Consider the following 13,265-nt stretch of genomic DNA (forward strand, 5'->3'; position numbering starts at 1 on the left):
CTGCTATGAAAATTAAAGAGTTGCTTTTAAATGGAAAGAGCTTTTCGGAGCTTCTGAAACAGTTTTCAATTGATGCTGCAGACGTCACAATTCAGGATGAAGAGTTAATTCTTTCTGAACAGTATTTAAGACACAAGGAAATTGTAAAAGAAAGTATTTGTATTGAAGGAAAGAATAAGGACGGAATAGTTAACTTTTTTGGAACCTTGCATTACAACTTACTTAATAAATTGGCTGTGTTTGAAATGCAGGGATTTGAGCAGGTTGCCATCAGGTAGTCATGTGCTTTAAGTATCCTTTGTCACTTCTTTTATCTCATAATTAAACGTACCCTTAATCGGTCGTATCGGCGTTTCTTTGTCGTCACTTAGTATTTTGACATAGCAGGCGCCGAAATAAAATATAAAAGAAGAATAAAATACAAACAGCATAATCAACACAATAGATCCCGAAGTGCCGTAGATATTGCCTATCCCACTTAATGGAAGTAGTATGCGCAATAGGTATTTACCTATCGTAAATAATATTCCTGTTAGTAGTCCACCCCTGATCGCAGCATCCCAGGTAGGTCTTCCATTGGTTAAGAATTTGAAAAGGACCGAAAACCAGGTGGTAACGATCGCTATAAACAAAAGCTGATTAAGTACGGATAAGAATATCTTTCCAAAAGTTGGAGCCGCTGTATTTACATAGTCGCCAATAAAGCTTTGTACACTGTCTGTAAGTAGGCCGACAAAGAACAAGATACCCGCTAGTAATATAATAATCATGGAGCGGCCACGTAATTTCATTTTAAACATAAAACTCGAATGCTCTTTGATGCCAATAGACCAGATTTGGTCCATGGAGTTTTTAATAACATTAAATAAGGTGGTGGCCACAAAAAGAAAAAAAACAAAACTAAAAAGGGTCGCATACCAATGTTGATCTATGCCCCTTATATTTCTTAGTGTTTGTCTGATTTGTAAGGTACTTCTATCATCTAAAATGTTGGCTAATCTCTCAAAGAGACGCCTTGCCAGTTCTTTTCTATCTATAAAAAAGCCGAATAACCGAATGAGGATTAATAGAATTGGAGGAAGCGCGAAATTTGTAAAGAAGGCTGTAGCACCCGCTAAGCGTAAGGGGTCATTTTTTTGGAACAGCTTAAACGCAGCACCAAATCTGGTAAAAAAAAGCCTTGATCTGTAAAGTATGTTGATTTCCATTCCCCGCGTATTGCCTTAGACTTCGAAAATAGCTATTTTTTTTAAATCGGGGATATCGGAGCCAATAAAAAAACGGACAACCTTATAAAAGGTTGCCCGTCCCGTTTTTAAATGAATAAGAGGTTTTTATAAGTTCCCTCTTAGTTCCTGTTCGCGTTCTAAAGACTCAAATAAGGCTTTAAAATTGCCGGCACCAAATGATTGGGCACCTTTACGCTGAATAATTTCAAAAAATAAGGTTGGACGATCTTCTACCGGTTTTGTGAAAATCTGCAACAAATAACCTTCCTCGTCACAATCTACCAATATTCCCAGCTCCTTAAGTTGAGCAATTTCCTCATCGATTTCGCCAACTCTTTCTGGCATCATATTGTAATAGGCTTCAGGGGGTGCACTTAAAAACTCAACCCCTCGAGCTTTTAATTCCTTTACTGTAGTCAAAATATCTTTTGTAGCTACTGCAATGTGTTGCACCCCTTCGCCTTCGTAAAATTCTAAATACTCTTCAATCTGTGATTTCTTTTTGCCTTCGGCTGGCTCATTGATCGGGAATTTGGAGAATCCATTTCCATTACTCATTACTTTACTCATCAATGCCGAGTATTCGGTATTGATTTGCTTGTCATCAAATGAAAGGATATTCACAAAACCCATTACATCCTCGTACCATTTCACAGTTTCGTTCATCCTGTTCCAGCCTACATTACCCACGCAATGATCTATGTACAATAATCCTGCATCAGAGGGATTGTAATCACTGTTCCAATTTCTATAACCCGGTAAAAAAGTACCTGTATAATTTTTGCGTTCAATAAACATATGTACAGTTTCGCCATAGGTATAAATCCCCGACATACGAACTTCACCATGCTCATCAGTAAGCGTAACAGGTTCCATATAAGGTTTTCCACCACGTTTAGTAGTTTCCTCAAATGCGCTATAAGCATCGTCTACCCAAAGTGCCAAAATCTTAACACCATCACCATGCAATTTTACATGCTCAGCAATCGGGCTTTCTGATTTTAAAGCGGTAGTTAATACCAATCTAATTTTTCCTTGCTTCAATACATAAGAAGCACGGTCGCGCACCCCTGTTTCCGGACCAGCATATGCTAGCGATTGGAAACCAAAGGCCGTTTTGTAATAATGAGCTGCTTGTTTAGCATTACCCACATAAAACTCTATATAATCCGTTCCATTTATTGGAAGAAAATCCTGCGCTTTGGCAATCTTTTCTGCAAATGTTTGTGTTGACATTTTAGTTCTTTATAATAATAAGTTAGTTAGTTCTTTTTTGCCTCAGCTCTTAATCGCGCTGCTATTCAATGTTTTCTTGCCAGCTCCGATGATAGCTTTCATCTTCAATATTTACCGCATCTTCCGTTAACATTAAAGGGCGGAAAGGATCAATCATTACAGCCAGTTCCTCTGTACTTTCTTTCCCAATTGATTTCTCAACAGTACCCGGGTGCGGACCATGAGGTATACCCCCTGGATGTAAGGTGATCTGTCCTTTTACGACACTTTTCCTGCTCATAAAATCACCATCAACATAATACAATACCTCATCACTATCTACATTGCTATGGTTGTAAGGAGCAGGGATAGACAGTGGATGATAATCATATTTACGTGGAACAAATGAACAGATCACAAAGTTGTGTCCCTCAAAAGTTTGATGAACTGGAGGTGGCTGATGTAGTCTACCAGTAATAGGCTCAAAATCATGGATAGAAAAGGCCCATGGATAGTGAAAGCCATCCCAGCCTACAAAATCAAAAGGATGTGTACCATAAGTGTAAGGATACATGATGCCTTGTTTTTTGATGAGTACTTTGAAATCACCGTATTCATCAATTGTTTCCAAATCCTGCGGACGTCTAATGTCTCTTTCGCAAAAAGGAGAATGCTCCTCTAATTGCCCAAAAGCATTTCTATAACGTTTCGGTGTACGTATTGGGCTAAAGCTTTCTACAATGAATAACCTGTTTTTCTCGTCGTCAAATTCCATCTGGTAAATGGTTCCTCTTGGGATCACCAGGTAGTCACCGTATTTAAAAGGTATTTTTCCAAATCCTGTTCTTAGCGTTCCAGTACCTTCATGGATAAAGATCACCTCATCAGCCTGACTGTTTTTATAGAAATAATCAGTCATAGATTTTCTTGGTGCAGCCAACGAAATGTGGAGGTCGCTGTTTACCAGTACTGGCTTACGACTTTTTAAATAGTCATCTTCGGGCTTAATGTTAAAGCCGATCAGACTGGTATGTTTTAAATGCTTTTCTCTCGCTATTTTAGGCTCAACAGAATAAGGTTCGCCCAATGCTTTTACGATGGTTGGTGGGTGACAGTGGTAAACAAGAGAATACAAACTTGAAAAACCCTCTGTCGAAACCAGTTCTTCAGCGTAGAGTTTTCCATCTGGTTTCCGAAAAACCGTATGGCGTTTAGGAGGAATAGATCCTAATGTATGATAAATTGGCATTGCAACATTCAGTTAATTGGTTAGAATAATATGGTAATAACGATAAAACGACGAAAACGTTTTATCAAATGGCATTAAAAGAGGAAATGCTATATGGAATATTGAGCGAAAATGATTTTAGAAAGCATGGCATACCTGAATGCGGCCAGGGCTTGCGTGGCTACTTGATTTTGGTATGTGAAACAGCTTTTTATCATTTTCTATTGCGTCTGCTAAATTAAGTATTTAATCCAGTAATAACCAAAATAATAAGACAGATATTATTTTAAGGAATGTTATTTCGCTACAAATGTTACATGGGTTGCTTCGCTAATATTAATTGCTGGTAGAAGGTTGTGTATTAAAATTAATTATATATTTAGGCTTTCATAATAAGAATAATTAAAATATAAATAATTTATACAATGATTTGGATACAGCTAGCAGTTTTAATTCTGCTGATATTGGTAGGTGCACGAATGAAAGGAGTGGGGCTAGGGGTAATGGGTGCTGTTGGTTTACTGATATTTTCATTAGGTTTTGGCTTAAAACCAACCACGCCACCAATAGATGTAATGTTGATCATCCTGTCTGTAGTTACCGCTGCGGCTGCTTTGCAAGCTGCCGGCGGAATGGATTATATGGTAAGCATAGCTGAAAAAATACTACGTAAAAATCCAAATCACATTACCTGGCTTGGTCCGTTGGTTACTTATACCTTTACCCTTGTAGCAGGCACAGCACATATTATTTACTCATTGCTGCCTATTATTGCAGAGGTAGCTACTAAAAAAAGGGTGAGGCCAGAACGCCCGCTTAGTATTTCTGTAATTGCGGCTCACATGGCCATTACAGCAAGTCCTATTTCTGCGGCTACGGTGGCCCTCACTGCTTTATTGGCTCCAAAAGGATACGAATTAACGCATATCCTTATCGTTGCTATTCCGGCAACCATTATCGGTGTACTTGCTGGGGCGCTTGTGGCGAACAGACAAGGAAAAGACCTGATGAAAGATCCTGAATTTTTGGAGCGATTAAAAGATCCTGAGTTTGTGAAGTTGTTGGACGGTGACCCGGCTGATCAAAAGACAGAGAAAGTTTTCAGTACCGAAGCTAAAAGATCAGTATATGTATTTCTTTTTGCTGTATTTAGCGTAGTCGTATTTGCTGCAATGCCTGCTCTTCGTCCTTCGTTTCTTACAGATGGCAAAATGCAAGCCATGCGTATGGTCGAAATGATCGAATTGTTGATGCTTGCAGCTGCTGCAGCCATTGTTTTTGTCTCAAAGATTCCAGCTACAAAGGTCTCTCAATCTAGTATTTTTAGATCTGGAGGTGAAGCTGTAGTCTGCATATTTGGGGTGGCCTGGATGAGCGATACTTATTTACAAGCGCATATGCCTTTCTTTGAAACACATTTAAGCGCATTTGTGACCGAACATCCATGGACTTTTGCGATCGCCTTATTTGTGATGTCTATTCTTTTGTTTAGTCAGGCCGCTACGGTACGTGCATTAATGCCACTAGGTATTGCATTGGGTATTCCAGCTCCAGCACTCATCGCGATGTTCCCTGCTGTTAACGGTGATTTTGTGATTCCAAGCTATCCAACATTGGTGGCTGCGATGGGATTTGACAGAACCGGTACCACTAGAATAGGTCGGTTTTTAGTCAATCACTCTTTTATGCCTTCCGGTTTAACCACTGTAACGGTAACGATTGCTGTCGGCTTTTTGATCGCTGCCATTGTGCTTTAACTTCGTTGATATTGTCGGGCATTTGTTTAATTTTATATAGCTTTGGGCAACTACTTAAAAATAAATAATACTGACATATGAAGCTGGTATCCTATAAAACAGAAGACAGAGAACACCTTGGTGTTTTTGTAGAGGGACACATTTATAACTTAAATTCATGCGATAAGCTAATTCCTGATGAAATGAACGCCTTTTTGCAAGGTGGTGAGGAATTGATGGATCGCGCTAAGAAAGTATACGCGCAAATCAAAGCCGGGGAAATGGAGCCTAAGGAGGAAGCTTTTTTCGAATTATTAGCACCTGTTCCGCATCCAACATCTTGCAGAGATGGTTATGCATTTCGTCAACACGTAGCGGCTGCACGTAGAAACCGTAAAGTAGATATGATTGCTGAGTTTGATCAGTATCCTATTTTCTATTTTACCAACCACAATGCTATTCAAGGACCTGGTGAAATTCAATGTATGCCTGATCATTTTCAAAAGCTTGATTTCGAGCTGGAAGTAGCCGTAGTAATCGGTAAAAAAGGCCGCAACATTACTGCTGCGGAAGCTGATGGTTACATTGCAGGTTATATGGTGATGAATGACATGAGTGCCAGAACACTTCAAATGGAAGAAATGCTTTTAAATTTAGGCCCTGCCAAAGGAAAAGATTTTTCTACTGTAATTGGACCATGGTTGGTTACTCCAGATGAGTTGGAAGCTTATAAGACTACTGCTAAACCAGGGCATACTGGAGATGTTTACGATTTAAAGATGACTTGTATCGTTAATGGAGTTCAGGTATCTGCAGGTAGTACAGCTGATATGGACTGGACATTTGCCGAAATCATTGAGCGTTGCGCTTATGGTGTTGATATTTTACCTGGCGATGTGATCGGTTCTGGTACAGTAGGTACAGGTTGTTTCCTTGAGTTAAATGGTACTGGACTATTAAACGATCCAGCTTTTAAACCACAATGGTTACAGGATGGTGATGTGGTAGAAATGGAGATCACTGGTCTTGGTCATTTAAGTAATACCATTCGTAAAGTAGATACTGACTTTTCTATTCTGGCTTTAAAAAAATAGAGAATGTTAACGATAAATACGTCAGATTTGACTCCGGCGCAATTGCAAAACTATATGCAGTATGCAATTGCGCCGAGGCCAATTTGTTTTGCCACTACGATAGATCAGGCTGGGAATATCAATCTTAGCCCTTTCAGCTTTTTTAACATGTTTAGTACCAATCCGCCGCTGTGTATTTTTTCGCCGGCAAGGAGGGTGCGCGACAATACCACCAAACATACTTTAGAGAATGTATTGGAGGTTAAGGAATGTGTGATTAACATTGTCAATTATGCGATGGTACAGCAAACAAGTTTGGCCAGTACCGAATATGGAAAAGGGGTAAACGAGTTTGAAAAGGCTGGTTTTACGATGTTGCCTTCGCAGTTGGTTAAACCACCTCGGGTAGCTGAAGCGCCTGTGCAGATGGAATGTGTAGTACGTGAGGTGATTCATTTGGGAGAGAATCCAGGTGCAGGTAACCTAATCCTGGCGGAAGTTAAGGTTATTCACATCAATGAAGATATTTTAGATGAGGATGGCAAAATTGATCAAGCTAAAATAGACCTTGTGGCTCGTTTAGGGGGCGACTGGTACTGTCGGGTTACACCGGAGAGTTTGTTTAAAGTAGCTAAGCCATTAACCACTTTAGGGATAGGTGTAGATGCTTTGCCTAAAGGGGTGCGAAATTCAAAAGTACTGACAGGGAATGACCTCGGTATGCTTGGTAATATAGAGCATTTGCCTGCTGATGAGGATATTGATGCCATTAAAGGCAATGACGAAGTAAAGGAAATATTCGATGCTACCATAGGTGATGCCAATAACCGGGAGCGCGAGCTGCATGAACTGGCTAAGCAATGGTTAAGCAAAGGGAATGTAAATGATGCTTTAAAGGTGGTGCTGTTATAAAATACTAACCACCTTCAGAAAACGCTTTTTGTAAAATCCTTCGTCTAAACTGGAGATGGTTACTCCTTTGGCATTTCCTGAAGAGGAGTGGATGAATTTAACCTCGTCGCCATTTATAGAATAAATAATACCAACATGACCGGGAGTCCGGGATCTGCTGTTTGTTCCAGTGAACAAGATCACGTCTCCGATTTTTGCGTCTTCCAACTTTTTGGCTTCCCCGCTTGTTGCAAATTCTCTTGACGAGCGGGGTACCTTAAATCCGAAATTACTAAATACATAGTTTACAAAACCAGAGCAATCAAAACCTCTGTTAGGGCTACTTGAGGCCGATCGATAACGGATACCGAGCATGGACTTTGCAAAGTCCAGTAATCGATTAGGTGATCCCGTGTTTTTGATCTGATTTACAGGGTTTGGGTCTGCAAGTTTGCTAACCAATTGCTGATATTGAACAGGAACTGTTGTCTGCGATTTGGCCGCAAATACACTAAGAAATAGAAAATAAAATAGAATAGGGAGTCTCTTCATATCAATAGGCATAAAGATATTAAAATTATACTTTAGCCCAAATGTTGTTGATAACTTGTTGGTTATGGTGTTGTTACTGCTACTGGGATGATTTTTCCGTTGAAAAACTTATGTCCAGTACGTGCAAAATCGGCAACATACTTGCCCATCTCGAAGGCCAGAACGGGAGATTGATAGCCCGGAAATGCTTGTTCTAGCATTTCTGTTTGCGCCGAACCAAGGGCCAGACAATTGACCTTAATGCCTGTTTCCAGGAGTTCAAAAGCAAGGCATTCTGTTAAGGCATGCAAAGCAGCTTTACTGGCCGAATAGGCTGAAAGTCCAGGGAATTTTACACTCCCCTGAAAGCCACCCATACTACCGATGTTTACAATGTGACTGTCATTGCCCATTAATGGTAGTAAGTGTTGGATCATGTTGAAATGTCCGAGAACATTGCTTTCAAACATATTCGCCATATCCGCAGTACTGGTTTCCGAAAACGGCTTGTTGATCAATGAACCTGCATTGTTGATTAGGATGTCTATGTTGCCCAGCTTTTGTTTAAGAAAAGGTACCAATGCGGCATAATCATCATTTACAATATCAAATTCTACCGGAAGTAGTGTACAATCTGGAGTAATACCTTTAGCGATTTCAAGTAATTTCCGCAGTTTATCTGCCGATCTGGCGATACAAACTACTTTATTCGCCTTATTAAGGGTAAATTCTAGGGCTGCTTCAAAGCCAATTCCACTGCTGGCACCTGTTAATACAATATTCATTGGTATTCTTTTAATTCTTAAATAAACGCTTCGTCATCCTGAATTTATTTCAGGATCTCGCAAGAGAAAGGCTGCCCTGCAAGTCCAAGATCCTGAAATAAATTCAGGATGACGAAGCGACGTAAGATGTTAATCTTCGTTATTGATCAATTGTGTTACTGGATTTTCGATGACATGTAAGCCATCGTTAATTAACTTAGTATGATCGGCTTCATTTGCTGATTTAAGTTCCAGGTAATTACGGACTTCTTTTTCCAGTTCAGGGTAAAGCTGCTTGTGGTATAAAATCTCCAAAATTTCCATAGCCGAAAGCCAGTCATGTCGGTATTCCGATTTCAGGCGCTCAAACAAAATAGGTAATTGTTCTTGATTCGTTCCGTTTTCCCTGATTTCACGCACGGCTCTATAGATGGCGTGTAGCTGCTGCGTTTTCTCGTCGTAAACTACTTTATGTGTTTGCTTATCGCTAATGTGGGTAATCTCTTCGTAAGCATCTTTATCTGCCGCTCCGTTAAATACAGAAACGATAGATTCACCTACAGCCATATCATACATTCCCCATTCTGGTTGGAAAAGCACATTTCCATTACTTTCCTTAACGGTACAATCTTCAAAAGAGATCAAAATGGTCTTGTTTGCATGTTGCAGGATTTCTTTAACCAATCCAGTTACGTGAATACCACTTTCAAAAGTTAGGTCTGCACGTTTATCGATAGCAATTCCTAGTTCTTTTAGTTGTTCCAGACTTAAATCTTCAAACGCAGTAGTCTGATTTTTCAATCTTCCTACCGGTGAGGAGAAACCATCTTTATGGTAAAACTTGCCATGTCCTTCAAGTTGTTTGTTCGCTATAGCAATGGCCGATGGGCCTGTTGTTTTTATAAAAGTAAGTGCGTCGTTACCATCAATACCCATGTCTGTAAATATTCCGGTTACCTGTAGGCCTGAACTGTATACCGCTGTTGCTGGATTTTTACATTCAATTGCTTTAACAATACTTTCAGTTCCACCTCTTCTAAAGGCCATGGTATCTGCAAATGTCTCTAAAACATCAATTAGATTTTGAAAGTTCTCCGTTACAAATAGTTGTGGTTGCGGCTTAGTAATGTCGTAGCTGTAATTAAGTGTATCTATGTTGTACCACAGTTTTTCTACTTTATCGCTCATGCAACTAGAGCTTTCGCCAATAGAAGAAAGTAAGCCTGCGCCGTAAATTTTAGGATCTTCCAGTGTACCTATTAAACCATATTCTACAGTCCACCAATGCAATCTACTCAGTAAAGCCATTTCGGATGGTTCGCCCATATTTTCAGAAATCTGCTGTAATTGCTTTTCTGCTCTTGCAATATCTTCTGCCGGGGCATCAACAGCCTCCTTTAAAATAGAAAGGCTGCGAATGGACTCGTACAATTCAAAATCTTTTGAAGAGAACATGGCCTTAGCTCCAATAGAACCAAAGTAGCTTAAGTAGCTATTGTAGTCCGGATCAGCAATGATGGGTGCATGACCAGCCGATTCATGGATAATATCTGGTGCTGGCGTGTATTCAATATGATTGATCTGACGGATGTCAGCAGCAATCACCAACACATGATAAGCCTGGTATTCCATAAATGCAGCAGGAGGGATAAAACCATCTACAGTAACGGCTCCCCAGCCTATTTTGCCAAGGTTATCGTTCATGGTTTGCAGATCAGGAATATGCTCAATGCTTAAGCCTGCCCGTTGAAGACCTTTGATATAAGGATAAAATGCTACGTGCTTTAAATAACTATAATTCTGACGCATTACATAACGCCAAACCGCCTGATCTATAGGCGTATATTTTTCATAGTGTTGATCAACAATAAATTGCCTTAAATGCTTCGGTAGCTTAGCTACCTGCGGATTATTAAAGTCATTAAAATCACTCATTTTAACCTTTGTTTTTTAAGAGGCAAATATACTCAATACTTAAGCTATCCACCAAAAAAAACGATGTGCTGACCTTGAAATGAGATTTCGTTAGGGGTGTTTTTTAACTCTGAAAGTGAAATGCTTTTGTAGAAAATAACTACATAGAGAGAGGGTAAGGGTGATGAAGGCTTGCGACACAGATGGATAAAAATGTAATCCCTCTACCATGTATTTCAGCATGGCCAGGTTAAGTCCGAAGTTGATCGCTAAAACGGCAGCATATCTGAACATTTGTATCCTTCCTTTTAAGTTTGATTTGGTAAAAACCAGGTACTTATTTAGGGTAAAGCCAATCGAAAAGCTAATGAAAGTGCTGATAATTAAGGCTGCAGAGTGTGCCGTGATCAGTTTTGGTAGAAAAGGGAAATCAACGTGAATATTTTCCTGGTGCAAAATCCAGTTGTAGGCAATATAATAGCTCACAATTCCGCAGGCTGCTGTAGTACCGCCTGATACAAGATATCTGAAAGTATGTAGAGGTAGCCAGTTAGAGAAAGGCGGGTAAAAAAAGTCTATTATTTTTAACAGGAATTTACGCATGTAATTATTTTACTGTTAGTTTATTTTCAATCATCCTGTTGTTGTATTGCTGAACAAAAGCTTTTAGGTATTTTTCCATCTTCTGGGCTACTAACGGTTCTTTATCCAGTATGTTGTTCTTCGTAAGCCTGTCGGTTTTTAAATTATACAACGAAAGGCTTACTTTTCCATCATTGATCAGGAGATAATCTCCCTGATAAAAACTAAAAGTACCATCGTTATTGTTTACCGCAAAGTTATCTTGATTTTTATTAAAAGCATCAAAGCCTAGTGCAAAGTAAGGTTTATCGTAATTCAGATAATTTAAAACCGTAGGCATAATGTCTATTTGTTGCATTATTTTATCCGTTTTTCCTTTTAAATTTCCGCCCGGATAATATAAGAGGATGGGAATAGAGAAATAGCCAGGTGTAGTTTGGTACTCCGGAAAGTAGGATAGGGTAGCGTGGTCGGCACACAATACAAATAAGGTGTTTTTATACCATGGCATGGTCGACGCCGTTTTAAAGAAGTTGCGTAATGCCATATCTGTATACCCGAATAATTCTTGTACCGGAAGCGGACCTTTAGGGAACTTGCCAACATATTTTTCTGGTATTTTGAAAGGATGGTGGGAGGATACAGAGAAAAAGGCCGAGAAGAATGGTTGTTTTAGTGTGTTCATGGTTTGGGCCATGTATTGCATAAACGGATCGTCCCAAATCCCCCAGGTACCATCAAAGTCCTCAGGTTTGTTGTATTCATTTAGTCCGTAGTAATGCTTAATTCCTGCTAAGTTCGTGTAAGACGAAAAGCCCATTGAGCCATTTGGCGCACCATGGAAAAATGCAGTTTCATATCCTTCATCACCTAAGATCTTGGCAATACTAGTTGTTTTATTCCCTGAGTATACCGAAAGGATAAAGGGTTCCCGGATAGAAGGTATTCCTGAAATTATGGATGGTAATGCATCAATAGATTTTCGTCCGTTGGCATAAGTATGGGTAAAAGTATAGCTCTGGGGGATCAGAGAATCTATAAAAGGGGTATAGCCTTTATATTTTCCATCCATCAAATCTTTGTTTAAACCACCAACATGCTCTTTCCCTAAACTTTCGATGATCAGAAAAACGACATTCAGCTTTTTAAAGGTAGCGGTATCTGCAGGTTGATGGATTGGGTTGTAAATGGAGTTTAAGGTTTGCTCGTCGTAGTAGTTTACCGGCTTCAGCTTTGATGATTTCAGTGTTCTAAATATACAAAAGGGCGTGTTTAGCACTAAGCTCATTTGATCGGGTGTATCTACAAATTCGCCGGCATTACTTAAGGTAATAGGCCTGGTTTCAGAACCTATTCCACCACGTATGCCTACTATACATAGTACTGCAACAACAGCCATAATCACGGTTTGCAGCAGATATTTTGGCCATTTAAAACTGTTTTCTTTTTTAACGCTAATCTTATCGTATAGTCTGATGAAAAACCAGATAAAAGCAGCATAAAGTATAATGAGGTACCAGTAATCGCTTAAAAAATCTACTAGCAGTTTAAACTTATTTTGTTCATCGCTAAACTGGCTAAAAACAGTGGCTGTGGTTCTTTTAAGTGTATATTTATAATAAGCAAAGTCCGCAAAGTTGGCCAAAATACCAATGCTGTTGCTAATAATGAAAAGCCATTTGCAAAAGCGTTGGTAGCCATTATTATACTTGAAGGGAATAGGAAGGAGGTGTAAAAAGATAAATATAGCATTGATATAGATCAGTGCTGATACATCGAACTTTAGTCCGCCCCATAAGATGTACAGATATTTGGATAGCGTAATGTGCTGAAATAGTGTGTGGTTAAAAGCGTAAAATGCGATTCGGCATAAGGTATATAGCTCCATGATGATTAGGAAGCGGTAGGCCAGGGCCAGGTACAGATTTACTGCAATAGGATTCTTTCTTTTCAAACGATCGTAGTTGAGGCCGCCAATTTAAGAATTTTGCTTTATAAATTACTCTATCGCTGTCATTACATAGCTTGCTACAGCGTCACTGCGGATAAGATTAAATTCATACTTGTCAAAATTTCTGGATTGATCATTGCTAAATCTTAGT

Annotated in this window: 13 protein-coding genes; 5 read left to right on the plus strand and 8 right to left on the minus strand. The window is 39.4% G+C overall.

Annotation, left to right across the window (positions count from 1 at the left end):
- The first annotated feature begins 5 nt into the window (after positions 1-5).
- The gene (locus FBD94_RS01860) at positions 6-278 is read left to right on the plus strand and encodes a hypothetical protein (RefSeq protein ID WP_131607658.1); all 273 of its coding nucleotides are present in this window, start codon (positions 6-8) and stop codon (positions 276-278) included.
- 9 nt (positions 279-287) lie between these two features.
- Here the strand turns inward: FBD94_RS01860 and FBD94_RS01865 are convergent, their stop codons facing one another.
- The 3 genes from FBD94_RS01865 to FBD94_RS01875 all read right to left on the minus strand — a co-directional run bounded on the left by FBD94_RS01865 (position 288) and on the right by FBD94_RS01875 (position 3,693).
- Positions 288-1,208: a YihY/virulence factor BrkB family protein gene (locus FBD94_RS01865; RefSeq protein WP_136878860.1), complete on the minus strand. Its 921-nt coding sequence runs from the start codon at positions 1,206-1,208 to the stop codon at positions 288-290.
- A 126-nt stretch (positions 1,209-1,334) separates the two neighbouring features.
- Entirely contained in the window at positions 1,335-2,465 is a 1,131-nt protein-coding gene (gene hppD, locus FBD94_RS01870; RefSeq protein ID WP_136878861.1) for a 4-hydroxyphenylpyruvate dioxygenase, read from the minus strand.
- 61 nt (positions 2,466-2,526) lie between these two features.
- Complete coding sequence (locus FBD94_RS01875; RefSeq protein WP_136878862.1) at positions 2,527-3,693, minus strand: homogentisate 1,2-dioxygenase; 1,167 nt, start codon at positions 3,691-3,693, stop codon at positions 2,527-2,529.
- Positions 3,694-3,761: 68 nt separating this feature from the next.
- Here FBD94_RS01875 and FBD94_RS25870 point away from each other — a divergent pair, with 68 nt between their 5' ends.
- The 4 genes from FBD94_RS25870 (at position 3,762) to FBD94_RS01890 (ending at position 7,393) form a co-directional block, all read left to right on the plus strand.
- Positions 3,762-3,914, plus strand: a complete 153-nt coding sequence (locus FBD94_RS25870) for a hypothetical protein (RefSeq protein WP_165503531.1) — start codon at positions 3,762-3,764, stop codon at positions 3,912-3,914.
- A 183-nt stretch (positions 3,915-4,097) separates the two neighbouring features.
- On the plus strand, positions 4,098-5,429 hold the full coding sequence (locus FBD94_RS01880; RefSeq protein ID WP_205945823.1) for an anaerobic C4-dicarboxylate transporter family protein: 1,332 nt from the start codon (positions 4,098-4,100) through the stop codon (positions 5,427-5,429).
- Between the two features lie 77 nt (positions 5,430-5,506).
- The gene (locus tag FBD94_RS01885; protein ID WP_136878863.1) at positions 5,507-6,502 is read left to right on the plus strand and encodes a fumarylacetoacetate hydrolase family protein; all 996 of its coding nucleotides are present in this window, start codon (positions 5,507-5,509) and stop codon (positions 6,500-6,502) included.
- A gap of 3 nt (positions 6,503-6,505) precedes the next feature.
- Positions 6,506-7,393: a flavin reductase family protein gene (locus tag FBD94_RS01890; protein ID WP_131607664.1), complete on the plus strand. Its 888-nt coding sequence runs from the start codon at positions 6,506-6,508 to the stop codon at positions 7,391-7,393.
- Here the strand turns inward: FBD94_RS01890 and FBD94_RS01895 are convergent.
- The 5 genes from FBD94_RS01895 to FBD94_RS01915 all read right to left on the minus strand — a co-directional run bounded on the left by FBD94_RS01895 (position 7,388) and on the right by FBD94_RS01915 (position 13,117).
- Positions 7,388-7,924, minus strand: coding sequence for a C40 family peptidase (locus FBD94_RS01895; RefSeq protein ID WP_131607665.1), 537 nt, complete (start codon positions 7,922-7,924; stop codon positions 7,388-7,390). The two genes, FBD94_RS01890 and FBD94_RS01895, sit on opposite strands and share 6 nt — an antisense overlap.
- 62 nt (positions 7,925-7,986) lie before the next feature.
- Complete coding sequence (locus FBD94_RS01900) at positions 7,987-8,688, minus strand: SDR family NAD(P)-dependent oxidoreductase (RefSeq protein ID WP_131607666.1); 702 nt, start codon at positions 8,686-8,688, stop codon at positions 7,987-7,989.
- Between the two features lie 129 nt (positions 8,689-8,817).
- Positions 8,818-10,602: an aromatic amino acid hydroxylase gene (locus FBD94_RS01905; protein ID WP_136878864.1), complete on the minus strand. Its 1,785-nt coding sequence runs from the start codon at positions 10,600-10,602 to the stop codon at positions 8,818-8,820.
- Between the two features lie 90 nt (positions 10,603-10,692).
- A complete protein-coding gene (locus FBD94_RS01910; protein WP_131607668.1) occupies positions 10,693-11,184 on the minus strand; it encodes a GtrA family protein in 492 nt (163 codons plus the stop codon).
- Positions 11,185-11,188: 4 nt separating this feature from the next.
- Entirely contained in the window at positions 11,189-13,117 is a 1,929-nt protein-coding gene (locus tag FBD94_RS01915; RefSeq protein ID WP_136878865.1) for an LTA synthase family protein, read from the minus strand.
- Positions 13,118-13,265: the final 148 nt, after the last annotated feature.

The sequence above is a fragment of the Pedobacter hiemivivus genome (assembly GCF_005144565.1).
Taxonomy (GTDB): Bacteria; Bacteroidota; Bacteroidia; order Sphingobacteriales; family Sphingobacteriaceae; genus Pedobacter; species Pedobacter hiemivivus.

Excerpts from the sequence above, each read along its gene's own strand:
- FBD94_RS01890 (WP_131607664.1), top strand. The coding sequence starts at position 6,506 with ATGTTAACGATAAATACGTCAGATTTGACTCCGGCGCAATTGCAAAAC.
- FBD94_RS01860 (WP_131607658.1), top strand. The coding sequence starts at position 6 with ATGAAAATTAAAGAGTTGCTTTTAAATGGAAAGAGCTTTTCGGAGCTT.
- FBD94_RS01865 (WP_136878860.1), bottom strand. The coding sequence starts at position 1,208 with ATGGAAATCAACATACTTTACAGATCAAGGCTTTTTTTTACCAGATTT.
- FBD94_RS01895 (WP_131607665.1), bottom strand. The coding sequence starts at position 7,924 with ATGAAGAGACTCCCTATTCTATTTTATTTTCTATTTCTTAGTGTATTT.
- FBD94_RS01905 (WP_136878864.1), bottom strand. The coding sequence starts at position 10,602 with ATGAGTGATTTTAATGACTTTAATAATCCGCAGGTAGCTAAGCTACCG.
- FBD94_RS01900 (WP_131607666.1), bottom strand. The coding sequence starts at position 8,688 with ATGAATATTGTATTAACAGGTGCCAGCAGTGGAATTGGCTTTGAAGCA.
- FBD94_RS01875 (WP_136878862.1), bottom strand. The coding sequence starts at position 3,693 with ATGCCAATTTATCATACATTAGGATCTATTCCTCCTAAACGCCATACG.
- hppD (WP_136878861.1), bottom strand. The coding sequence starts at position 2,465 with ATGTCAACACAAACATTTGCAGAAAAGATTGCCAAAGCGCAGGATTTT.
- FBD94_RS01885 (WP_136878863.1), top strand. The coding sequence starts at position 5,507 with ATGAAGCTGGTATCCTATAAAACAGAAGACAGAGAACACCTTGGTGTT.
- FBD94_RS01880 (WP_205945823.1), top strand. The coding sequence starts at position 4,098 with ATGATTTGGATACAGCTAGCAGTTTTAATTCTGCTGATATTGGTAGGT.
- FBD94_RS01910 (WP_131607668.1), bottom strand. The coding sequence starts at position 11,184 with ATGCGTAAATTCCTGTTAAAAATAATAGACTTTTTTTACCCGCCTTTC.
- FBD94_RS25870 (WP_165503531.1), top strand. The coding sequence starts at position 3,762 with ATGGCATTAAAAGAGGAAATGCTATATGGAATATTGAGCGAAAATGAT.